Source organism: Allobranchiibius huperziae (genome assembly GCF_013410455.1).
Lineage (GTDB): Bacteria > Actinomycetota > Actinomycetes > Actinomycetales > Dermatophilaceae > Allobranchiibius > Allobranchiibius huperziae.
In genome coordinates, this window is the sequence record NZ_JACCFW010000001.1 from 272,874 (window position 1) to 294,756 (window position 21,883).

The window sequence follows — 21,883 nt, forward strand, 5'->3', positions numbered from 1 at the left end:
GGTCGGGTCGCCGACCGGGCATGACGCAGGTCGACATCCTGGCTCGTGCCGGATCGACTCCAGCAGCTCACAGTGGCGGGACCGCTCCGGATTCGCACCGGATTCCTCGCCCTGCGTCGCAGCGATCATGTCATATCGGCGCCCTCGCCTAGAGTGCCGACGTGATCGACGTCGTGGGCATCGGGGACGGCGGCGAAGCCGAGCTTTCCCCTCAGAGCCGGGCCCTGGTGATGGGCGCCCGGACGCTGCTCGGCGGCCGCCGGCACCTGGACCTGGTGCCCGACGTGCCGGGCCAGACCCGTCGCCCGTGGCCCTCGCCGCTGCGCGAGGGGCTGGCGGCGCTGCTCGCCGAGGTGCACGCCGCCGACGCACCCATCGGGCACGTCGTGGCACTGGCCAGTGGCGACCCGCTGCGCTCCGGCATCGGCACCACCCTGATCGACCTGCTGGGGGCCGGCGCCGTGCGTGTGCACCCGGGGTTGTCCTCCGAGACGCTCGCGCGGGCCCGGATGGGGTGGTCGGCCGAGCAGACGACCGTGGTGACGCTCGTCGGCCGCTCACCGGACGGCGTACGCCGTCACCTCGCCCCCGGTGCGCATCTGGTCGTGCTGTGCAGCGACGGGAACACGCCCGGGGTGCTGGCCCGCCTGCTGACGCAGCAGGGGTGGGGTGCCTCGTTGATGACGGCGTGGTGGCATCTGGGTGGCGCGGCCGAGGGGTCGTTGCGCGCATCGGCCGCGGGGTGGTCGGCTGAGCGCACCGCCGACCTGGTGCTGGTCTGCGTGGAGGTCTCCGCGGTATCGGCGTCGGCGTCGCCGTCGACGGCAGCGGCAGTGGGTCCGGCTCCGGGGCGACCCGAAGCGTCGTTCGAGCACGACGGCCAGATCAGCAAGCGCGACGTACGCGCGTCCGCCCTCGCTCATCTGCGCCCGACCCCTGGCGGCCATCTGTGGGACCTCGGTGCCGGATCGGGTGCCGTCGGGATCGAGTGGGCCCTGGCCGCGCCCGGTGCCAGCGTGAGCGCGGTCGAGCGCAACGCGGCGCGTGCCGAGCGGATCCGCAGCAATGCCAGGGAGTTCGGTGTGGTGTCGGACGTCACGGTCGTGGAGTCCGCGTCGATCGACGCGCTGGCAGATCTCCCGGATCCGGACGCGGTCTTCGTCGGCGGAGGCCTCTCGCCGGCCCTCATCGACGCCGTGCGATCGCGGTTGCGGCCGGGCGGGCGACTCGTCGCGCATGCGGTGACCCTGAGCACGGAGGCCCTGCTCGTCGGTGCTCAGGAGCGCTTCGGCGGGGAACTGACGCGCATCAGCATCGAGCGCGCGACGTCCCTGGGCGAGCACGTGTCGTGGACACCGTCGCGTGCCGTCGTCCAGTGGAGCTCCACGAAGGGAATGCCGTGACCGTGCACTTCATCGGCGCCGGACCCGGCGCCGCCGACCTGCTCACGCTGCGCGCGGTGCGGCTGCTCGAACAGAGTCCGGTCTGCCTCTTCGCCGGCACCTACCTGGACGACGCGGTGTTGGCGCACTGCCCGCCGGACGCCGAGCTCATCGATACCCAGCACCTCAATCTCGACGCGATCACCGACCACCTGGTGGCGGCGACCTCACGCGGCGCCGACGTCGCACGGCTGTGCTCCGGTGACCCGTCGGTCTACTCCGCGATCGCCGAACAGACCCGGCGCCTGGACCAGGCGGGCGTGGACTGGGACGTGACACCCGGTGTCCCGGCGTACGCCGCGACCGCAGCCCTGGTGGGGCGGGAGCTCACCGTCCCCGAGGTCGCCCAGTCCGTCGTGCTCACGCGGGTGCAGAAGGACTCCACGAAGATGCCCGCGGGCGAGTCGCTCGAGGCGTACGCCGCGACGGGCGCGACGCTGGTGCTGCACCTGGCGATCCGGCACATCGACACGATCGTCGAGCGGCTGACCCCGCACTACGGCGCGGACTGCCCGGTGGTCATCGGCTCGCAGGTCAGTCAGCCGGCCGAGCTGGTCCTGCGCGGGACGCTGGCCGACATCGCCGGTCGGGTGCACGAGCACGGCCTGCGGCAGGCGGCGGTCATCCTGGTCGGACCCGCGCTAGGCACCCGTGACTTCGTGGAGTCGCACCTGTACTCCTCGCGCCCACCCGCCTGATTTTGGACATGCACCGCGGGTCACATCTGACCCGCCGTGCATGTCCAAAAACTCAGGGCTGAGCGACGGAGCGCGGCGTCCAGACCTGGCCGCCCGGCGTGACCCGGGTGGAGCACGCCCCGATGATCACCAGGCACTTCATGTCGACCGTGTCGGGGTCGAACTCGCCCAGCGTGGTTACGACGGCCGACTCCTCGGCGCGGCCGACGTCGCGCGCGATGACGACCACGGTGTCGGCGGACTTCACATCGAGTAGCGCGGCGCGCGCAGTGTGCAGCTGGTCGGGCCGGGACCGCGAGCGGGGGTTGTAGAGCGCGATCACGAGGTCGGCGGCGGCCGCCGCACGGAGGCGTGCCTCCAGCACCGACCAGGGCTTGAGCCGGTCCGAGAGGCTCATCACGGCGAAGTCCGCGCCGAGCGGAGCGCCGACGAGCGCCGCGGCGGCCTGCGCTGCTGTAAGCCCCGGTACGACGTGGACCGGCACCTCGGCGTACGCCGTGCCACCTGCCTCGGCGGCCTCGAAGACCGCAGCCGCCATGCCGAATACCCCTGCGTCGCCGCCGGATACGACCGCGACGTCGACACCAGCGGCAGCCAGGTCGAGCGCGTCGCGCGCCCGGTCGACCTCGACGGTGTTGCCGCTCGCATGGCGGGTGAGACCGACGCGCTGCGGCACCCGCTCGACGTACGGCGCGTACCCCACGACGTGGTCGACCTCGGCCAGGATCGCGCTCGCCTCGGGCGTGAGCCAGCGGTCCGGGCCCGGGCCGAGGCCGACGACGTGGACGGTGCCGGTGGTCGATGTGGGAGGCGCTTGCTCCGCCGCTGGGGCCGCTCGTCCTGCGGCATCCGCCCGCCGGTCCTGACCCGGGACGATCACGATCGACATGTACGGGACGGTCGACGGATCGACATCGGCCGCGGGCAGCACGCGTTGGCCGTCACGGGTGGCGCGTTCGACGTAGACCGCCCGATCGAGCAGGCCGGCCTGCCGTAGCGCCTCGCGCACGTTGGCGAACGTGCGGCCGAGCTTCATCACGACGGCGGCGTCGGTGTCGGCGAGACGACGCGCGAGCTCGGCGACGGGCAGCGTGCCCGACAGAACGGTCAGCACGTCCTCGTGACGGGCGAGGGCGTGCGCGGACACGGCGGTCGCCCCGGACACCGCGGTCACGCCTGGGACGACCTCGGTGGGAAAGCTGTCGGCGAGGCGATCGTGCAGATACATGAACGACCCGTAGAACATCGGATCACCCTCTGCCAGAACGACGACCGAGCGGCCGGCCTCGAGGTGCGCGCGCAACCTCGCCGCGCACTCGTCGTAGAACTCCGCGAGCCACCCGTGGTAGCCGGCCGGGTGCTCCACCGCGCCGGTCGTGACCGGGTAGCGCAGCTCTTCCTCCTGGACGCCCGCCGGGATCAGGTCGGCGGCGATGGCACGCGCGATCGATGACTTGCCGGTGCCCGCGTGATAGGCGATCACGTCGGCGGAATCGATGAGCCGGGCCGCCTTGAGCGTGATCAGGTCGGGGTCGCCGGGGCCGAGGCCCACGCCGTACAGGTGCCCGATGATGTTGCTGCTCATGCGAGTTCGGACTCCGTGGCGAGCGCGTTGACAGCGGCCGACGCCATCGCCGACCCGCCGCGGTGGCCGTGCACGGTGATCCACGGGATCTGCCCACCGCCCGGCAGGACGTGTTCGGCCAGGGCGACCTTGGACTCGGCCGACCCGATGAATCCGACCGGCATCCCGACGATCGCCGCCGGTCGCGGGCCGCCGTCCATCACGACTTCGAGCAGGTGGAAGAGCGCGGTGGGTGCGTTGCCGATGGCGACGACGGCCCCGTCGAGGCGCTCGTCCCACAGCGACACCGCCGCCGCGGCGCGCGTGGTGTGCCACTGCTTCGCGAGCGCAGGCACGCGGGCGTCGCGCAGGGTGCACAACACCTCGTTGTGTGCCGGCATCCGGCGAGCGGTGACCCCGGAGGCGAGCATCACCGAATCGGTGAACACCGCTGCGCCCGAACGCAATGCGTGCCGCGCCGCGGTGACGACATCGGATGAGGCGGCGACCGCGGGCACGATGTCGACGTCCCCGCAGGCATGCACGATCCGGGTCACGACGACCCGCAGGTCGGCTGGGACCGCGGACAGGTCGGCCTGCTCGCGGACCATGCCGAAGGAGCGGCGGTAGATCTCCGCGCCGTCGGCCACATAGTCGTAGCGACGGGTGGGTGGGCTCGGGTCGGCGTTCATCGAGGGTCTCCAGAGGCGGCAACGACCTGGTGCACGTCGGTCGGTGCCACGAGGGTGAGGTGGTCGGACGACGGCTCGCCGCAACGGCGTTCGCATCCGACGACGTGGACACGGGGTCCGGCCCCGGTCATCCGAGCGGTTGCCGATGTGGCGAGGTCGAGGGTGTGGGTCTGGGTGCGGGCGCAGTAGGGCGCGCCGACGCACGCGGTGATCCGCGACCAGGGGGAGGCGCCGGTGATGACCAACCCGGCGTCGCGCAGACGAGACGGGTCGGCCGCCGCGCCAGGTACGACGAACGACTTCCACGGGGTGAGCACCACCTCGTCGGCGAACGCGGCGATGGCGTCGAGATGGGCGGGTCGCAGCATCCCGAGCGGGACGCCGACCACCAGGTCGTCGCCGGCCGGGCCGGGCGGGAGCGGCGCGGGCGGGTGCACGTCGTACGGGTGCATCCCCTCGAAGACGGGGGAGCCGGTGGGTAGGTCGCGGACGTTCCAGACGTCGTCGCCTGAGCGGTGGTCGAGGAAGAGGTGGGCGCGGCGGATGAGTTCGGAGACCGCGTCGACCGACCGGACCTCGATCGCGTGACCGCCGGCGAGGACGAGGCCCTCGTCTGCGTCGAGCGCCTGGTAGGCCAGGTCCCACCCCTCGGTGAGCACTGAGCCGGACCGGTCGCTGAGCGCGAAGAGGAACCGCCCCGGCAGCCGTGCGAGCACCGGATCGTCGGTGATCGCGGTATCGAGTGATTCCACGAGCGGGCGCAGAGATATGGCCAGCGGCGCGGACAGGATGTTGCGTACCCGCTCATGGGAGGCGCTGGGAAGGAGCCCGGTCGCCTCGATCCGCTCGATCAGCACCTGGGGCAGCGGATCCGGAAGAGCGCGCAGTTGCAGGTTGCCGCGGCTGGTCAGCTGCACCACGGGTGCGCCGTACTCGGTGGCGATTCCCATGACGTCGCCGAGCACGTCGACACCGATCCGGCCGCCGGGCACGCGCAGCCGCACGAGGGCGCCGTCGCCCGCGACGAACGGGCGCAGCACCCCCGGGCAGCGGTCGCCACCGTCGGGGCGGGCTCGGGAAGTCACCGGGTGAGCCTAAGTCGGCCCGTCGTGCCGGGCGTCAACTGCCCGACCGAGCCCCTGAGGTATGCAGCGGGAGGAGACCCGTCGCCCGCAGGCCGCTGTCAGCCTAAATCGGGGCACATCTCCTCCCGCCGTACACGCGGCGCCGGGCGCACGACCGGACGGACGGCGTATGCAGCCTGTGGTGGGCCGCAACCTGGTCGGCGGGTAGGTAGGCTGCGGGCGGTACACGCTCGCGGAACCCGGTGAAAGTCCGGGACGGTCCCGCCACTGTGAACCGGGGATGTCGCCCGGTGAGTCAGGTACGCGGGCGCGCACCGCCGCCCCGGAACGGGTGCGGCCCTCAGCACGAACTGCCAGCTCGGGGCGCGGACCCCGGCCAAGGAGACTGATGCCTCGCGTCGCCCTGTTGTCCACCTCGGACACCGACCTCTTGAGCGCCCGGGCCAGCGGCGCCGACTACCTCTTCGCCAACCCGGCCCGCTCCGCGCACACCGAGATGGGTGCGGCGATCGAGGGCGCCGATGTGATCGTCGCCCGCATCCTCGGCGGCCCGCAGGATCTGTGCAGCGGCTTCCGCCGGTTCGCCGAGACCGACGTGCCGATGGTGGTGCTCGGCGGCGAGCAGACCCCGAACGCGGCGCTGATGGAGTGCTCGCGGCACGTGCCGGCGGGCATCGTGGCCGAGGCGCACCGCTACCTCGCGCAGGGTGGCCCCGCCAACCTCGCCAACCTGCACGCGTTCCTGTCCGACACCCTCCTGCTGAGCGGTGAGGGCTTCGAACCGCCGTTGGAGCTGCCCGTCTGGGGAGTGCTCGACCGCGCCGAGCCCGCCCCGCTCGAGCGCGTACGACCGCGCGTCGGCGTGCTCTTCTACCGCGCCCAGCAGGCCGCCGGGAACGTCGCCCACATCCACGCGCTCTGCGACGCGATCGACGCGGCAGGCGGCACCGGCGTGCCGATCTTCGCCACCTCCCTGCGCGACGCCCCACAGGATCTGTTGGACCACCTCGCCACGCTCGACACCCTCGTGACCACCGTCCTCGCGGCCGGCGGCACCCGCCCGGCCGGCGCGCAGGCCGGCGGCGAGGACGAGACCTGGGACGTGCAGGCGCTCGCGGCCCTCGACATCCCGATCATCCAGGGACTCGCGCTGACCTGGAGCCGCGCCGACTGGGCGGCGTCGGACGAGGGCATGTCCCCGCTCGACGTCGCCACCCAGGTCGCGGTGCCCGAGTTCGACGGACGCCTCATCACCGTCCCGTTCTCGTTCAAGGAGGTCGACGCCGACGGCCTGCCGCACTACGTCGCCGACCCCGAGCGCTGCGACCGGGTCGCCGGGATCGCCGTCAACCACGGTCGCCTGCGGCACACCCCGGTCGGCGAACGCAAGATCGCGCTGGTCCTCTCGGCGTACCCGACCAAGCACTCCCGCATCGGCAACGCGGTCGGCCTGGACACCCCCGTCTCCACCATCCGGCTGCTGCGCGAGATGCGCGCGGCCGGCTACGACCTCGGCCCGCGCGGTGCGATCCCCGGGCTCGACGACGTGCAGCCCATCGAGGGCGAGGCGCTCGACACCACGGCCGGCAACGCCCTGGTGCACGCTCTGATCGCCGCGGGCGGGCAGGACCCCGACTGGCTCACCCAGGAGCAGATCGAGGGTGCGCTCGTGCGGATCCCCGCGAGCCGGTACGCCGAGTGGTTCGGCCGGGTGCCCACCGACCTGCAGGAGGCGATGGAGCAGCACTGGGGTCCGGCTCCCGGCTCCCTCTATGTGGACAAGACCACCGATCCCGATGGTGAGATCTTCTCTGCCGCAATGGTGTCCGGCAATCTCGTCATCCTGGTGCAGCCGCCGCGCGGCTTCGGTGAGAACCCGATCGCGATCTACCACGACCCCGACCTGCCGCCCACGCACCACTACCTCGCGACGTACCGCTGGATCGAGGAGGAGTTCGGCGCGCACGCGGTCGTGCACGTGGGCAAGCACGGCAACCTGGAGTGGCTGTCGGGCAAGAACCTCGCGATGTCGCCCTCCTGCGGCACCGACGCGGCACTCGGCAACCTGCCGCTGATCTACCCCTTCCTGGTCAACGACCCGGGCGAGGGCACTCAGGCCAAGCGCCGCGCGCACGCCACGATCGTCGACCACCTGATCCCGCCGATGGCCCGCGCGGAGGCGTACGGCGATATCGAGCGCCTCGAGCAGCTGCTCGACGACTACGGCAACGCCTCGGTGATGGACCCGCCCAAGGCCGCCGCGCTGCGCGGGGAGATCTGGACGCTGATCCAGGCGGCCAAGCTCGACCAGGATCTGCAGCTGACCGACCGCCCGGACGACGAGTCGTTCGACGACTTCGTGATGCACATCGACGGGTGGCTCTGCGAGATCAAGGACGTCCAGATCCGCGACGGGCTCCACGTCCTCGGCGAAGCGCCGTCCGGTGAGGGCCTGATCAACCTGGTGCTCGCGGTGCTGCGCGCCAGCCAGGTCTTCGGCGGCCGCGACAACGGCGTGCCCGGGCTGCGCGCCTCCCTCGGCCTCGTCGAGGGCGCGTCGTCCGGTGAGACCGACCGTGTCGAAGCGCTGGCGCACGAGCTCGTACGCCGCCTCGCGGAGTCGTCGTGGGACGCCGGCTCTGTCGACGCGATCGTCGACGCCGTGGTGGGAGAACCCAACCCGGGTGCATCGGCATCACTGGAGTTCGCCTGCCGTGAGGTCGTGCCGCGTCTGGCGGAGACCATCCGCGAGCTGCCGATGGTGCTGCACGCGCTCGACGGCGGCTACGTGCCGGCCGGTCCGTCCGGGTCGCCGCTGCGCGGTCTGGTCAACGTGCTGCCGACCGGCCGCAACTTCTACTCCGTGGACCCCAAGGCGATCCCCTCACGCCTCGCGTACGGCACCGGCGCGGCCATGGCCGACTCGCTGCTGGCGCGCTACCAGGAGGAGAGCGGGGAGTACCCCGAATCGGTGGGGCTGTCGGTGTGGGGTACCTCGGCGATGCGCACCTCCGGCGACGACATCGGCGAAGTGCTGGCGCTGCTCGGCGTGCTGCCGGTCTGGGACGAGGCGTCCCGCCGGGTGGTCGGTCTCGACCCCCTGTCGCTGGCCGAGTTGGGTCGCCCGCGCATCGACGTCACGGTGCGCATCTCCGGCTTCTTCCGCGACGCGTTCCCGCACGTCATCAGCATGCTGGACGACGCGGTGCAGCTCGTGGCGGGTCTGGACGAGCCGGTCGAGTCCAACTTCGTGCGCAAGCACGCGCTCGCCGACATCGAGGCGCACGGTGACGAACGCCGTTCGCGCACCAGGATCTTCGGTTCCAAGCCCGGCGCGTACGGCGCGGGCATCCTGCAGCTGGTCGAGTCCGGCACCTGGCGCGACGACGCCGACCTGGCCGAGGTCTACACGCAGTGGGGCGGCTTCGCCTACGGGCGCGGGCTGGACGGCGTACCGGCGCGCGACGACATGGAGCGCAACTACCGGCGCATCCAGGTCGCCGCGAAGAACATCGACAACCGCGAGTCGGACATCCTCGATTCCGACGACTACTTCCAGTACCACGGCGGCATGGTCGCAGTCGTGCGCTCGCTGACTGGGTCGGAACCCAAGGCGTACGTAGGGGATTCGACGTCACCGGACTCGGTGCGCACCCGCACTCTGCAGGAGGAGACCAACCGCATCTTCCGCGCGCGCGTGGTCAACCCCCGCTGGATCAGCGCGATGCAGCGGCACGGGTACAAGGGCGCGTTCGAGCTCGCGGCGACCGTGGACTACCTCTTCGGATTCGACGTCACGGCCGGGGTGGTGCAGGACTGGATGTACGAGACCCTCGCCCAGGAGTACGTGCTCGACAAGACCAACCGCGACTTCATGCAGCACGCCAACCCGTGGGCGCTGCGCGGCATCGTGGAGAAGCTCGGCGAGGCCGCCGACCGTGGACTGTGGGAGTCGCCGGACCCTGAGCTCGTCGCGGCAATGCAGCAGGTCTACCTCGATGTCGAGGGGCAACTCGAGGAATGACCGGCGAGAGGTGGCCGCGTCCCGTGCCGGTAGTGGGAGACACGACCAGCGCGCGGCGTCGCGGCGCCGACCCGACCGGATGGGCGATGGGCGCCGACGTCGCGGACGCGCTGCGCGATGTCATCGACGCCCGTCGCGACATCCGTCGCTACCGGCCCGACCCGGTCCCGGAAGAGCTGCTCACTGCCGTGCTGGAGGCGGGCCACCACGCTCCGAGCGTCGGGCACTCCCAGCCGTGGCGGTTCATGGTCGTGCGCGACCAGGCGACCCGCGACCGCGCCGCACACCTGGCCGATCGCGCCCGGCTGGCGCAGGCGTCGGATCTGACGCAGGACCGCGCCGCGCGGCTGCTCGACCTCAAGCTCGAGGGTCTGCGCGAGGCGCCGGTCGGCATCGTCGTGGCGTGCGACCGCCGTACGCCGGCCGCCGGCGTGCTCGGTCGCGCCACCTTCCCCGACACCGACCTGTGGTCCTGTGCCACCGCGATCGAGAACATGTGGCTCACCGCCCGCGCGCATGGTCTGGGGATGGGCTGGGTGACGCTCTTCGAGCCCACCGATCTCGCGATGCTGCTCGACCTGCCCACCGGGGTGGACACGCTGGGCTGGCTCTGCCTGGGCTGGCCCGACGAGCGGCCGACGTCGCCGGGGCTGGAGCGTGCCGCCTGGTCGCGGCGTACGCCGTTGCAGGACATCGTGATCCACGAGCGGTGGCCGTCGTCGGGCTCCCCGGACGCGCCGGTGTCGCACGTCCGCGGCCCCGCGCAGGACCGCCTGGTGACGGCGACCGACGCCGCCGATGAGCTGCTCTCGCCACCCGAGTCGCTGGGTCTGCTCGACCGGGTGCTCAACCGGGTTCAGGCACTCGCGCCCGGCGGTCTGTCCGGAGGCACCCTCGTGCTCGCCGCGGCGGACCACCCTGTCGCGGGGCTCGGCGTCAGCGCGTACCCCGCTCACGTCACCCACGACGTGGTGTCGGCCGCGCTGGCGGGCGGCTCGGTGGGCGCCGCGGCAGCGACCGCCGCAGGGTTGAGGTTGGTCGTCGTCGACGCGGGCGTCGACGGGGCTGCCATCACCGGCGCCGTGTCCTCCCGTCCACTCGACGATCGCGGCGACCTGTGCACCACCGACGCACTGACAGCCGCCGACGTCGAGCGACTGCTCGAGGCCGGGCGTCGGATCGGCCGCTCCGCCGCGACCGACGGCCTGGTCGTGCTCGGCGAAGTGGGTGTCGGAAACACCACGATCGCAGCGGCATTGGTCTGTGCGCTCATCCACGTCGATCCGCGGGACGCCGTCGGGCTCGGCGCCGGGTCGGACGCCGCGATCGTGGCGCGCAAGGCGGACGTCGTCGAGGCCGCGCTCACCCGCGCGCGGCCCGCGATCGGCGCGGCAGCCGACGCACCGTCGTACGCCCTTGCCGCGCTGCGGATGCTCGGCGGCCCCGAGCTCGCGGTCCTCACCGGTGTGGTGCTCGGTGCCGCGGATGCGGGGGCACCCGTGGTGCTCGACGGGCTCTGCGGATCGTTGCCCGGGCTGCTGGCCGTGCGACTCGAACCCTCCGTGCAGGCCTATCTCGTCGCGGGGCAGCAGTCCCGCGAACGCGCCCACGCGGCCGTGTTGCGCGAGCTCGGACTCGAGCCGCTCCTCACCCTGCGGCTGCGCGCGGGCGAGGGCGTCGGTGGCTGCCTCGCTGCATCGATGCTGTTGCAGGGGCTGAAGATCCGCAGTCTCGCCGCGCGTACCGTCGAGAATGTGCTCGATCCGCACCGATCCGACCTCGAAGGGACACCGCAGTGAGTTCGCTCGATCTGTCGCACTGTCAGGAGCTCGACCGCCAGGACCCGCTGGCCGCGGTACGCGACCGGTTCGTGCTGCCCGAGGGCGTCACCTACCTCGTCGGCAACTCTCTCGGCGCGATGTCCAAGGACGTGCCGGCCCGGGTGCAGGAGGTCGTGGCCACCGAGTGGGGCCAGGGGCTGGTCGGCAGCTGGAACACCGCCGGGTGGTTCGACAAGCCGCTGACCGTCGGCGATCGGCTCGCACCGCTGATCGGTGCGGGGAATGGCCAGGTCGTCGTCGGCGACAGCACCTCGATCAACCTCTACAAGGCGGTCGGCGCCGCCCTGGGGATGCGCCCGGACCGGGCCGTGGTGCTCTCGGAGGCCGGCAGCTTCCCCACCGACCTCTACATGCTGCAGGGCATGACCGCGTGGACCGGTCGTCACCGGCTGGAGCTGATGGACGCCGACCGCGGCAACCTGCAGCAGATGCTCACCCCGGACGTCGCCGTCGTGGTGCTCAGTCACGTCGACTACCGCACGGGCGAGCTGCTGGACATGCAGGCGATCACCGAGCAGATCCACGCGGCGGGCGCCCTCGTGGTCTGGGACCTGTGCCACAGCATCGGAGTCGTGCAGATGGATCTGGCCGGCTGCGATGCCGACTTCGCCATCGGCTGCACGTACAAGTACGTCAACGCCGGCCCCGGCGGTCCGGCGTTCGTCTACGTCGCACCGCGGCTGCAAGCGGAGGCGCAGCAACCTCTATCGGGCTGGCACGGGCACAAGGCGCCGTTCGCCTTCGTCACCGATTACGAGCCAGGAGAAGGGGTCTCGCGTTTCCGCATCAGCACTCCGCCGATCGTCTCCTACGCGCCGCTCGAGGTCAGTCTCGACATGTTCGCCGAGCTCGACATCGCACAGGTGCGGAGCAAGAGCGAGGCGCTGACCGGGCTGTTCATCGAACTGGTCGATCAGGAGTGCGGCGGCTTCGACCTGGAGGTCGTCACCCCACGGGACGCCGGCCGACGCGGGAGTCAGGTCTCGCTGCGCCACCCGCGCGCCTACCAGGTGGTGCGGGCACTGATGGAGCGTGGCGTGCACGGTGACTTCCGCTCGCCTGACGTGCTGCGACTGGGGTTCGCGCCGCTCTACCTGCGCTTCGAGGACGTCTGGGACAGCGTCGTGGCCCTCCGCGCGGTGCTCGAGGGCGAGGAGTGGCGTTCCCACCCCGAGCCGCAGCTCACCGCGGTGACGTGAGCGCGTAGACGTCCATCACCCAGCCGTGCCGCTCGCGCAGAGCGGCACGCAGCCCGGTGATCTCGTCGATCACATCGGCGAGGCGCCCGGCCCGAAGCTCCTGCTGCGGCATGCCGACGTACGCGCCCCAGTGGATCTGCAGGTCGGGCGCGAGAGGCACGAGATCACGGCACGTGAGGTGGCCGTCGAGCATCACCACGACCGTGCCGAGGCCCGGTGCCCACTCTGTGACAAGTCGACGTCCGGTGGTGATGTGCACCGGTTCGCCGATCTCGTGCAGCACGATGCCGTGCGCGGCCGCGAGGGCCTGGAAGGCAGAGATGCCGGGAATCACGTTGACGGAAAGCGCCGTTCGCTCACCGATGCTGCGCACGACCCGGATCGTGGAGTCGTAGAACGCGGGGTCGCCCCAGACGAGGAATCCCACGACGGCTCCCTCCGGCAGCGCGTCGATCGTATCGGCGTACCTGTCGGCGCGCGCGGCGTGCCAGTCACGGACCGCCTCGCCGTAGGCCGCGTCGGCCCGGTCGGCGTCCACGCCGCGTGTCGGATCGGGCACCGTCACGAACCGGTACGGATGCGCGGGATCGATGAACCGCTCGCAGATCGCCTTGCGCAGCGCGACGAGTTCGTCGGTGGCAGAGCGCTTCTCGGCCACGAGGAAGACGTCGACCTCGTTCAGCGCGGCGATCGCCTGCTGGGTGAGGTGCTCGGGCGACCCGGCGCCGATGCCGATGACCTGCACCCGGCGCACACTCATGCTCCCGCCTCTTGGGCGATCGCCAGCAGCCGGTCCAGATCGAGGGCCTCGGTCACGGCATCGGCGAGAGCGTCGATCTGCGCCTCACGTCGTGCGGCGAACGACGGCGCAACCGCGACCGGCGCCCACGACGAGCCGGCGGCCGCCGCCACCTCGGTCAGCCACGCACGCCGGAAGTCGTCGCCCTCCAGCGTGCCGTGCCAGATCGTGCCGTAGGTCGAACCTTCTCGCGTACCCCCGGGGAACGTGTCGGCCGCCGCCACGACGCCGTGGTGGATCTCGTACCCCTCGACCGGCCATCCCTGCCACGAACCATGGGATCGGGCCAGCACCTTCGACATCCCGAACGTCGTTGTCGCCGAGAGGAGTCCGAGGCCCGTCACCACTCCCGCCGCGGACTCGACCGGGTCGTCGATGGTCTCGCCCAGCATCTCGTAACCGCCGCAGACCCCCAGCACCGGACGACCGTCCGCGACCCGCGCGGCGACCACGTCGGCGAGCCCTCGCGAGCGTAGCCAGCCCAGGTCCGACACCGTCGCGCGAGACCCCGGCAGCACCAGCAGGTGCGCGTCGCGGCACACCGCGGGATCGCTCGTCACGCGCACCCGTACCCCTGGCTCGGCGGCGAGCGCGTCGACGTCGGTGGCGTTGGAGGTGCGGGGAAACCGGACCACCGCGACGTCCAGGGTCGCGTTCGGATCCGCAGGCATCGAGCGGCCGACGGACAGCGCGTCCTCGGCGTCCAGCCACACGTCCTCCAGCCACGGGATGGTCCCGAGCCACGGCATCCCGGTGCGTTCGGTGACGACGTCCAGGCCCGGCGCGAGCACCGACGCGTCACCGCGGAACTTGTTCACGACGTACCCCCGCAACAGCGTGCGGTCGGCGTCGTCCAGCAGCGCCCAGGTGCCGTACGTCGCGGCCAGCGCGCCACCACGGTCGATGTCGGTGACCACCACGGTGGGCAGGTCGAAGCGCCGTGCGAGACCCATGTTCGTGTAGTCGCCGGCACGCAGATTGACCTCGGCGGGCGACCCGGCGCCCTCGGACACGACCAGGTCGACCGAGTCCGCCAACTCGGCGTACGCCGCGAACGCCGCCTCGGCGAGATGCGCCCGGCCCGTCGCGTACTCGCCCGCAGCGAGCTCACCGGCCGGCTGACCGCGCAGCACCACGAACGCGCGCCGGTCCGAGCCGGGTTTGAGCAGCACCGGGTTGTGCAGGGACGACGCCTCGACGCCGGCGGCCTGCGCCTGCAGATACTGCGCGCGGCCGATCTCGGCGCCGTCCACGCAGACCATCGAGTTGTTGGACATGTTCTGGCTCTTGAACGGCGCGACGCGCACCCCCGCGCGTGCCCATGCGCGGCACAGCCCCGTCACGACCAGGGACTTGCCGGCGTCCGAGCTCGTTCCCGCCACCAGCAGACCTGCCACGCTGGCCGACCTTACAGTTGCGGTTGTGCCGATGCCGACCGAGACCCTACGGGTGCACCTGGTGCGGCACGGGGAGTCGACCTGGAACCTTGCCCACCGGATCCAGGGTCAGACGGTCCACCCCGACCTCACCCCCCTCGGCCGGATGCAGGCGGCTGCCGCTGCGCAGACGCTCATGCGACGGGTCGACGGCCGCGTCGTGCTGTGGAGCAGCGACCTCGTACGCGCCGCCCGCACCGCTGAGCTCATCGGTCGCGCTCTGCGGGTGCCGGTGCAGTACGACGAGGCGCTGCGCGAGCAGCATCTCGGCATGATGGAGGGGCGCACGGTCGACCAGTTGCACCCGGAGCCCACGCCACCGGGCGAGCACGTGAGCGAGGTGCGGTGGGCCGGAGGCGAGAGCACGCAGGACGTCGCCGCACGGTTCCGCCGGTTCGCGGCACGTGAGCTGCGCGCCACCTCGCCGCGGGTGCGCGATCTGGTCATCGTGAGCCACGGCGACACCATCCGGGTGGCCCGCGCCGTCCTGGCCGCTCGCAGCCACCGCGAAGTGCAGTGGGATCCCATCGAGAACGGCAGCGTGCACACCGTCGAGGTGCCGCGTCAGTGAATTGCCTCGCCGCGCTCGAACTGCTCCACGAACGCGGCGATCCGACGGGCCCGGGTCTCGGGTCGTTTCGCGTCGTTGATCCGGTAGTAGACCGCGAAGTGGTTGGTCCGGTTGAGCGTGGCGAAGAACGCCTCCGCCCGCGGGTTCGCGGCCAGCGCCTCGAGGAAGTCATCAGGCAGCTCGAAGTCGCTCTGGCCGGCGTACGCCGCGTCCCACCGACCGTTCGCCCTGGCCGCTTCCACAGCCGCGAGGCCGGTCGCGGTCATCCGACCCGCGGCCATCAGTGCCTCGGCCTTGCGTCGGTTGATCTGCGACCACGGGCTGCGCGCCCGGCGCGGTGAGAACGCGAGCCGGTAGCAGTCGTCGTCCAAGCGGCCCGCCTGCCCGTCGATCCAGCCGTGCATGAGCGCGAGCTCGACCAGCTCGTCGTACGTCGGGGTGGGCACCGACCCGCCCTTCTTGCCGATCGCGATGAAGACCGCGTCGGTGTCGTGCTGGTGCTCGGTGAACCAACGGAGCGCCTCCGCATGGTTTCTCAGCCGTACGAGGGGACGCTCGAGTGCCATGGCGTCAGCCGATCTGTCCGATGGGCTCGCGCTTCTCGGCCTGGAAGCGGTCCTCGGTGCGTCCGAACGCCCAGTAGCCCGACAGGCTGACCGACTCCCGGGGGAGTGCCTGCTCGCGGAAGAGGATGTCCCGCAACGATTTCATCGACTCCCGCTCGCCGTGCGCGAAGACCTCGACGCCATCGGTCGGCCAGTCGAGGGCACGTAGGGCGTCCGGCAGCAGGGACCCCTCGCCGGGGGTGGCGCCGTCGCGGTGCAGCCACTGCACGGCGACTCCGGCCGGGGTCTGCGGTAGCAGCTCGTCGGCAGCCGCGTCGACCTCCACGACCACCTGTCCGCGGGCATCGGTCGGCAGTGCTTCGAGCGCGGCGCTGATCGCCGGTAGGGCCGAGTCGTCGCCGACCAGCAGGTACCAGGACGCCGTACCGCTCGGCCGGTAGCCGCTGCCCGGCCCGTTCGCGGCCACCAGATCACCGGGCTGCGCACGCATCGCCCAGGGCGCCGCGATGCCCTGGTCGCCGTGTGTGACGAAGTCGACGCTGATGGTGCCGTCGGCGTGCCAGGTGCGGATGGTGTAGGTGCGCCGCACGGGCTGGTGCTCGCGCGGCAACTCGTCCAGGTCGTACGGCGGGACGAGGCCGAGGGCCGGGTCGGGGAAGAGCAGCTTGAGGTAGCTGTCGGTCGCGTCGGGGCGCTCGGCGGCCATCGCCCGGACGTCGGCTCCGCCGAACCGCACGCGGACGACGTGCGGCGTGACCTGCTCGCGGGCGACGACTTCCAGGACGTGCTGACGACGCGGCTTCTTCGGGCTCATAAGGCAACCCTAAGTCGCCCTACCGACATCGAGCGGAGTGGTCCGGCGTCGAGAGGCGGGGACGTCACCCCTGCACTCGCGCGCGGACCACTCCGCTCGATGGAAGAACGACCTGCGACTACAGGCCGAGGCGGGCCTTCAGACCGTCCAGCTCGATCTGCAGCTGGGTCGGCAGCGTCTCGCCGAACTTGGCGAACCACTCCTCGATCTGGGGGATCTCGGCCTTCCACTCCTCCGGGTCGACCGCGAGCGCGGCCTCCAGCTCGGCGGCGGTCATGTCCAGGCCCTCGACGTCCAGCGACTCCGGGGTGGGCACGTGACCGATGGGGGTCTCGACCGCGGCGGCCTTGCCCTCCATGCGCTCGATGACCCACTTGAGCACGCGGGAGTTCTCCCCGAAGCCCGGCCAGAGAAAGCCACCGTCCTGGTCACGACGGAACCAGTTGACGTAGAAGATCTTCGGCAGCTTGGTGGCGTCGGCGTCCTTGCCGAGGTTGACCCAGTGCTGGAAGTAGTCGCCGGCGTTGTAGCCGATGAACGGCAGCATCGCCATCGGGTCGCGGCGTACGACGCCCACCTCGCCCTTGGCGGCCGCGGTGGTCTCGGACGACAGCGTGGCGCCCATGAACGTGCCGTGCAGCCAGTCGCGCGACTCGGTCACCAGCGGCACCGTGGTCTTGCGGCGGCCACCGAAGAGGATCGCCGAGATCGGCACGCCCTGCGGGTCGTTGTACTCGTCCGCGAGGATGTCGCACTGCTCGATCGGGGTGCAGTAGCGGCTGTTCGGGTGGCTGGACAGCTCGCCGGAGTCCGGCGTCCAGTCCTCGCCCTTCCAGGACGTCGCGTGCGCGGGCTCGTTCTCCAGGCCCTCCCACCACACGTCGCCGTCGTCCGTGAGCGCGACGTTGGTGAAGACCGAATTGCCCTTGTTGATGGTCGTCATCGCGTGCGGGTTGGTGTGCTCGTTGGTGCCCGGCGCGACACCGAAGAAGCCGAACTCGGGGTTGACGGCGTAGAGGCGCCCGTCCTTACCGAAGCGCATCCAGGCGATGTCGTCACCGAGGGTCTCCACCGTCCAGCCGGGGATGGTCGGCTTGAGCATGGCCAGGTTGGTCTTGCCGCAGGCGCTGGGGAACGCGGCCGCGACATAGTAGACCTGCTGCTCGGGCGAGATGAGCTTGAGGATCAGCATGTGCTCGGCCAGCCAGCCCTCGTCGCGCGCCATCGCCGAGGCGATCCGCAGCGAGTAGCACTTCTTGCCCAGCAGCGCGTTGCCGCCGTAGCCCGAGCCGTAGGACCAGATCGTGCGCTCCTCGGGGAACTGCACGATGTACTTCTCCTCGTTGCACGGCCACTTCACGTCCTGCTCGCCGTCGGCCAGCGGGGCGCCGAGCGAGTGCAGCGCCGGCACGTACTTGGCCGCGTCGCCGAGCTCTTCGATGCGGTCCAGGATCTTGGTGCCGCAGCGCGCCATCACGCGCATCGAGACCACGACGTACTCGCTGTCGGTGATCTCCACACCGAACATCGGGCTGTCGGCCTCGAGGTGACCCATGACGAACGGGATGACGTACATCGTGCGGCCCTTCATGCACCCCTGGTAGAGGCCGCGCATGAGGTCCTTCATCTGCTCCGGGTCCATCCAGTTGTTGGTGGGCCCCGCGTCCTTCTCCTCGCGGCTGCAGATGAAGGTGCGCTCCTCGACCCGTGCGACGTCCTCGGGGGAGCTCGCCGCGTGGAAGGAGTTGGGCTTGATGTCCTCGTTGAGCCGGGTGAAGGTGCCGGCGGCGACGAGCTTGTCGGTCAGTTCGGTCCATTCGTCGGCGGAGCCGGTGACCCAGCGCACCTCGTCCGGGGTCGTCAGCGCAGCGACCTCGGCGACCCACCTCGCCAGTCCTGCGTGCGTCGTGCCGGACTTTTCGGGTGCGTCCAAAGTCATGTGACCGTCCTTCGTAGGTGTTCGTCGCGGTTCGTACACCGCATCGCACGGGGGCCATGGCGCGTCGACCGAGCGGTCGGGCTGCGCGGCGTCGTACGCCGGGCGGATGCGGTGCTGTCGAACGTAACCCGGCCCCGAGCGGGCCGCCCAACGGGCGAAGACGGCTCAGATGTGACCCCCGTCACACGTTCGGTGACCTGTGTCGCTTTCCCGCGGGGGGTCTCGACGAAGCCGACGCAATGCACCGTCGAATCAACAAAATCCGACTTCTTCGGTCGGGGGAACAGGTCGGTTAGATCCAGTCGCGGCGGCGGAAGACGATGTACATCGTGGTGCAGGTGAGCACCATCAACCCGATGGCCATGGGGTATCCCCAGTACCAGTGCAATTCGGGCATCTTGTCGAAGTTCATCCCGTAGATGCCCGCGATCACGGTGGGAGCGAAGAGGATCGCCGCCCAAGAGGAGGCCGACTTGACCCGGTCGGACTGCTGGTTGGCCGTCTCTGCCAGCCGCGTCATCTTCTCGTTCTGGGTCTGCGCGACGAGGGTGGAGTTGAGCGACAGGATCGACATCAGCGTCTGCCGGAAGCCGTCGACGCGCTCCACGACCCCGGTCGCGTGGTCGGCGACGTCGCGCATGTTGCGGCGCAGCTCCTCGTCGACGCCGTACTTCTCGTGGCCCCTCTTCAGTGCTTCGAGGATGTCCAGCAGCGGCTTGGTCGCCCGCTGCAGCGCGAGCACCTCGCGGGACAGCTCGTAGATACGCCGTGACACCGCCGGGTCGGACTCGAAGACCTGCTCCTCGATCTCGTCGATGTCGTTCTCCAGACCGGCGATGACCGGGGCGTAACCGTCGACCACGAAGTCCAGGACCGCGTAGAGCACCGCCTCGGGCCCGAGTGCCATCAGGTGCGGGTCGTTGTCCATCCGCTTCCGGACCGGCGCGAGTCGCGGCTCGTCGGAGTGCCGGACAGTCACCACGAAGTCCGGTCCGATGAACAGGTGCAGCTCGCCGAGATGCACGGTCTCCGTGTCGTCGTCGTAGGTCGCCGGCCGGAGCACCACGAAGAGCGTGTCGTCGTAGCGCTCGATCTTGGGTCGCTGGTGCGCGACGATCGCGTCCTCGACAGCCAGCGGGTGCAGGTGGAAGATCTGCGCGACCTGCTCGATCTCCTCGGGCGCAGCGTTCGCCAGCCCCACCCATGCGACGGCCTGGTCGGGTTCGGCGAGCCGGTGCACGACGGCCCGGAAGCTGTGCGGATTGTCCTGGCGTACGCCGTGCAGATAGATGGCGCGCTCCACGACGGTCCCCTCGACGCCCTCCGGATGCGACGTGCCGAGGGAGTTGCGGTCAGGTTGCAGGACCCGTTCGGGGGCGTCCTGCGTCGACACCGGTGGCGCGTGATGCGCCGGGCGCGTACGGATCCGGGACCTCCAGGTGGACACGGCCCGACTGTAGTGCGCGAGGCTGCGCGGCCGCCCATACGGCGCTGCCCGTGCTTAGGGTGCGGTATGACCACGCATCCGCAGTCCGCCCGCAGGACCCGGATCGCCGTCGTCGCCGGGGTGGTCGTGGTCGTGCTGTTGATCGCCGCGGCCCTGGGGTGGTGGCTCACCCGTGACGACGGTCCCGCCGCGACGAAGCAGGTGCTGCCCAGCACGCCCATCGGCGTCCGCACGATCCAGGACCCCGTGCGGCTGGTGCGGGACACCTCCGGCATCCCGGGCGTCCTCGCGTGGGATCAGGGGCAGTACATGACCTTGGCGACCCAGGACGGGAAGGCCGTGCACCTGTCGCACGTCCGTGGACCGGTGACCTACACGATGACGCCGCCCGCCGGTGGGCCGCACAACATCGTCTGGATGAACGCGGGTGTCTACACGAAGCCGGTGCCCAGCGAGCGCGCCGTGCACAACATGGAGCACGGTGCCATCTGGATCACCTACGACCCGAAGCTGCCGAAGAGCACGGTCGCGAAGCTGGTCGCCTTCGTCGGGCGGCAGAGCCTGATCCCCGAGCCGAAGGGTCAGGGCGGCGTGAAGGTCTCCGGTCAGGCGAACCGCTTCATGGACCTGTCGCCGTGGGCCTCGAACTCGCTGCCCTCGCCGATCGTGCTGTCGTCGTGGGGGCACCAGTTGCGCGTGACCAGTGCCACCGACCCGCGGATGCAGCGCTTCGTCGACACCTTCCGGCACCGCAAGCCCTACAGCCCCGAGACCAACGAGCCGGTGGACGGCATACCGACCGGGACCGGGGGCGTCGCCGCGCGGTACGGCGGTGTGCAGCCCAACCCGTCGGGCACCAAGAACTGACCGACCTAGGATCGAGCACATGCCTGATCCCACGTCGACCGACCGCGCCGCCAAACTGGCGGCGCTGAAGAAGCAACAGAAGTCCCGCCCCGGGTGGCTGATCCCGGTGGTGATCGCGGTCGTGCTGATCGTCGTGATCGGTGGCGTCGCGACCTACTTGGGCACCCGCTCGAGCGGCAGCAGCGGTACGACATCGACCGGTGCATCCGGGGTGCCGAAGTACGGCAGGCAGGTGCTGCCGTCCGCGGTGACCGGTCAGACGACGACGCAGCCGAAACCGGCTCAGGTCAAGGACGACTCGGGCATCTCCGGGGTCCTCGCCTGGAATACCGCCGGCTACCCCGCGTCGGGCACCCCGAACTCGGGCACGGTCGGACACGACCACGTCCCCGGACCCGTGGCGTACGCCGTAACGCCGCCGATCGGCGGCCCGCACAACGCGACCTGGATGAACGCCGGCATCTACACCAAGCCGGTGCCCAACGAGCGCGCCGTGCACAACCTGGAGCACGGGGCGATCTGGATCACCTACGACCCCAAGCTGCCGACGTCCGAGGTGAATCAGCTGGTCGCGTTCGTGACGAAGCAGTCCCTCATCGCCGAGCCGGCGCTGGAGCAGCAGGGCATCACCGGGCAGAAGAACCGCTACATCGACCTGACCCCGTGGGCCTCGAACTCGCTGCCGTCGCCGATCGTGCTGTCGTCGTGGGGTCACCAACTGCGGGTGAGCAGCCCCACCGACCCGCGGATGCAGAAGTTCGTCGACACCTTCCGCAACAGCCAGAAGTACACCCCGGAGTACGGCTCGCCCGTCGACGGAGTGCCGACCGGCACCGGCGGGATCGCCGCCCTCGACGGCGGCACCGTGCCGAACCCGGGCGGTACCGCGAACTGAATCG

General features: G+C 70.9%; 17 protein-coding genes and 2 riboswitches. Of the genes, 8 read left to right on the forward strand and 9 right to left on the reverse strand.

What is annotated here, in order from left to right; translation table 11 throughout:
- Positions 1–11 precede the first annotated feature (11 nt).
- Positions 12–130: riboswitch (cobalamin riboswitch) on the reverse strand.
- Between the two features lie 31 nt (positions 131–161).
- Positions 162–1,403 carry a precorrin-6Y C5,15-methyltransferase (decarboxylating) subunit CbiT gene (cbiT, locus tag HNR15_RS18725; RefSeq protein WP_179478479.1) on the forward strand — a complete coding sequence of 414 codons (1,242 nt, stop codon included), beginning with the start codon at positions 162–164 and terminating at the stop codon, positions 1,401–1,403.
- Positions 1,400–2,140 carry an SAM-dependent methyltransferase gene (locus HNR15_RS01335; protein ID WP_179478481.1) on the forward strand — a complete coding sequence of 247 codons (741 nt, stop codon included), beginning with the start codon at positions 1,400–1,402 and terminating at the stop codon, positions 2,138–2,140. Before cbiT ends, HNR15_RS01335 begins: the two co-directional genes overlap by 4 nt.
- A 52-nt stretch (positions 2,141–2,192) precedes the next feature.
- Here HNR15_RS01335 and HNR15_RS01340 read toward each other — a convergent pair whose 3' ends face one another.
- Genes HNR15_RS01340 through HNR15_RS01350 form a run of 3 tightly spaced genes read right to left on the reverse strand, consistent with a single transcriptional unit; the run spans position 2,193 to position 5,481 of the window.
- Entirely contained in the window at positions 2,193–3,725 is a 1,533-nt protein-coding gene (locus HNR15_RS01340) for a precorrin-2 C(20)-methyltransferase (protein WP_179478483.1), read from the reverse strand.
- Positions 3,722–4,396 carry a precorrin-8X methylmutase gene (locus tag HNR15_RS01345; RefSeq protein WP_179478485.1) on the reverse strand — a complete coding sequence of 225 codons (675 nt, stop codon included), beginning with the start codon at positions 4,394–4,396 and terminating at the stop codon, positions 3,722–3,724. The genes HNR15_RS01340 and HNR15_RS01345 overlap by 4 nt, the downstream gene beginning before the upstream one ends.
- Positions 4,393–5,481, reverse strand: a complete 1,089-nt coding sequence (locus tag HNR15_RS01350; RefSeq protein ID WP_179478487.1) for a cobalamin biosynthesis protein CobG — start codon at positions 5,479–5,481, stop codon at positions 4,393–4,395. Before HNR15_RS01350 ends, HNR15_RS01345 begins: the two co-directional genes overlap by 4 nt.
- A 220-nt stretch (positions 5,482–5,701) precedes the next feature.
- Positions 5,702–5,798, forward strand: a riboswitch (adenosylcobalamin (AdoCbl) riboswitch).
- 71 nt (positions 5,799–5,869) lie between these two features.
- Here HNR15_RS01350 and cobN point away from each other — a divergent pair.
- The 3 genes from cobN to kynU are packed head-to-tail and all read left to right on the forward strand — an operon-like array spanning position 5,870 to position 12,545.
- A complete protein-coding gene (gene cobN / locus HNR15_RS01355) occupies positions 5,870–9,505 on the forward strand; it encodes a cobaltochelatase subunit CobN (protein ID WP_179478489.1) in 3,636 nt (1,211 codons plus the stop codon).
- A 32-nt stretch (positions 9,506–9,537) separates the two neighbouring features.
- Positions 9,538–11,304 carry a 5,6-dimethylbenzimidazole synthase gene (bluB, locus tag HNR15_RS01360; RefSeq protein WP_343048362.1) on the forward strand — a complete coding sequence of 589 codons (1,767 nt, stop codon included), beginning with the start codon at positions 9,538–9,540 and terminating at the stop codon, positions 11,302–11,304.
- A complete protein-coding gene (kynU, locus tag HNR15_RS01365; protein WP_179478493.1) occupies positions 11,301–12,545 on the forward strand; it encodes a kynureninase in 1,245 nt (414 codons plus the stop codon). Before bluB ends, kynU begins: the two co-directional genes overlap by 4 nt.
- On the opposite strand, the gene cobF is transcribed toward kynU, so the two are convergent.
- Together cobF and HNR15_RS01375 are read right to left on the reverse strand one after the other, a co-directional pair.
- The gene (gene cobF, locus HNR15_RS01370) at positions 12,529–13,305 is read right to left on the reverse strand and encodes a precorrin-6A synthase (deacetylating) (RefSeq protein ID WP_218883504.1); all 777 of its coding nucleotides are present in this window, start codon (positions 13,303–13,305) and stop codon (positions 12,529–12,531) included. The genes kynU and cobF overlap by 17 nt on opposite strands.
- Positions 13,302–14,741, reverse strand: a complete 1,440-nt coding sequence (locus HNR15_RS01375) for a cobyric acid synthase (protein ID WP_179478495.1) — start codon at positions 14,739–14,741, stop codon at positions 13,302–13,304. The genes cobF and HNR15_RS01375 overlap by 4 nt, the downstream gene beginning before the upstream one ends.
- A gap of 31 nt (positions 14,742–14,772) precedes the next feature.
- Between HNR15_RS01375 and HNR15_RS01380 the strand changes: the two genes are divergently transcribed.
- Positions 14,773–15,351 (forward strand): histidine phosphatase family protein, encoded by a 579-nt coding sequence (locus HNR15_RS01380; RefSeq protein WP_179478497.1) that lies wholly within the window; start codon positions 14,773–14,775, stop codon positions 15,349–15,351.
- On the opposite strand, the gene HNR15_RS01385 is transcribed toward HNR15_RS01380, so the two are convergent.
- From HNR15_RS01385 to corA, 4 genes are all read right to left on the reverse strand, one after another.
- The gene (locus tag HNR15_RS01385; RefSeq protein ID WP_179478499.1) at positions 15,345–15,917 is read right to left on the reverse strand and encodes a YdeI/OmpD-associated family protein; all 573 of its coding nucleotides are present in this window, start codon (positions 15,915–15,917) and stop codon (positions 15,345–15,347) included. The genes HNR15_RS01380 and HNR15_RS01385 overlap by 7 nt on opposite strands.
- A gap of 4 nt (positions 15,918–15,921) precedes the next feature.
- Positions 15,922–16,731 (reverse strand): siderophore-interacting protein, encoded by an 810-nt coding sequence (locus tag HNR15_RS01390; protein WP_179478501.1) that lies wholly within the window; start codon positions 16,729–16,731, stop codon positions 15,922–15,924.
- A gap of 118 nt (positions 16,732–16,849) precedes the next feature.
- The gene (locus HNR15_RS01395) at positions 16,850–18,670 is read right to left on the reverse strand and encodes a phosphoenolpyruvate carboxykinase (GTP) (RefSeq protein ID WP_179478504.1); all 1,821 of its coding nucleotides are present in this window, start codon (positions 18,668–18,670) and stop codon (positions 16,850–16,852) included.
- Positions 18,671–18,962: 292 nt separating this feature from the next.
- Positions 18,963–20,033 (reverse strand): magnesium/cobalt transporter CorA, encoded by a 1,071-nt coding sequence (gene corA / locus HNR15_RS01400; protein WP_218883869.1) that lies wholly within the window; start codon positions 20,031–20,033, stop codon positions 18,963–18,965.
- A 150-nt stretch (positions 20,034–20,183) separates the two neighbouring features.
- Between corA and HNR15_RS01405 the strand changes: the two genes are divergently transcribed.
- Together HNR15_RS01405 and HNR15_RS01410 are read left to right on the forward strand one after the other, a co-directional pair.
- On the forward strand, positions 20,184–20,984 hold the full coding sequence (locus tag HNR15_RS01405) for a thioredoxin-like domain-containing protein (RefSeq protein WP_179478506.1): 801 nt from the start codon (positions 20,184–20,186) through the stop codon (positions 20,982–20,984).
- A 19-nt stretch (positions 20,985–21,003) separates the two neighbouring features.
- Entirely contained in the window at positions 21,004–21,879 is an 876-nt protein-coding gene (locus HNR15_RS01410) for a thioredoxin-like domain-containing protein (protein ID WP_179478507.1), read from the forward strand.
- Positions 21,880–21,883: the final 4 nt, after the last annotated feature.

Excerpts from the sequence above, each read along its gene's own strand:
- cobN (WP_179478489.1), top strand. The coding sequence starts at position 5,870 with ATGCCTCGCGTCGCCCTGTTGTCCACCTCGGACACCGACCTCTTGAGC.
- HNR15_RS01380 (WP_179478497.1), top strand. The coding sequence starts at position 14,773 with ATGCCGACCGAGACCCTACGGGTGCACCTGGTGCGGCACGGGGAGTCG.
- HNR15_RS01345 (WP_179478485.1), bottom strand. The coding sequence starts at position 4,396 with ATGAACGCCGACCCGAGCCCACCCACCCGTCGCTACGACTATGTGGCC.
- HNR15_RS01405 (WP_179478506.1), top strand. The coding sequence starts at position 20,184 with ATGACCACGCATCCGCAGTCCGCCCGCAGGACCCGGATCGCCGTCGTC.
- cobF (WP_218883504.1), bottom strand. The coding sequence starts at position 13,305 with ATGAGTGTGCGCCGGGTGCAGGTCATCGGCATCGGCGCCGGGTCGCCC.
- HNR15_RS01410 (WP_179478507.1), top strand. The coding sequence starts at position 21,004 with ATGCCTGATCCCACGTCGACCGACCGCGCCGCCAAACTGGCGGCGCTG.
- HNR15_RS01395 (WP_179478504.1), bottom strand. The coding sequence starts at position 18,670 with ATGACTTTGGACGCACCCGAAAAGTCCGGCACGACGCACGCAGGACTG.
- HNR15_RS01390 (WP_179478501.1), bottom strand. The coding sequence starts at position 16,731 with ATGAGCCCGAAGAAGCCGCGTCGTCAGCACGTCCTGGAAGTCGTCGCC.
- HNR15_RS01340 (WP_179478483.1), bottom strand. The coding sequence starts at position 3,725 with ATGAGCAGCAACATCATCGGGCACCTGTACGGCGTGGGCCTCGGCCCC.
- HNR15_RS01385 (WP_179478499.1), bottom strand. The coding sequence starts at position 15,917 with ATGGCACTCGAGCGTCCCCTCGTACGGCTGAGAAACCATGCGGAGGCG.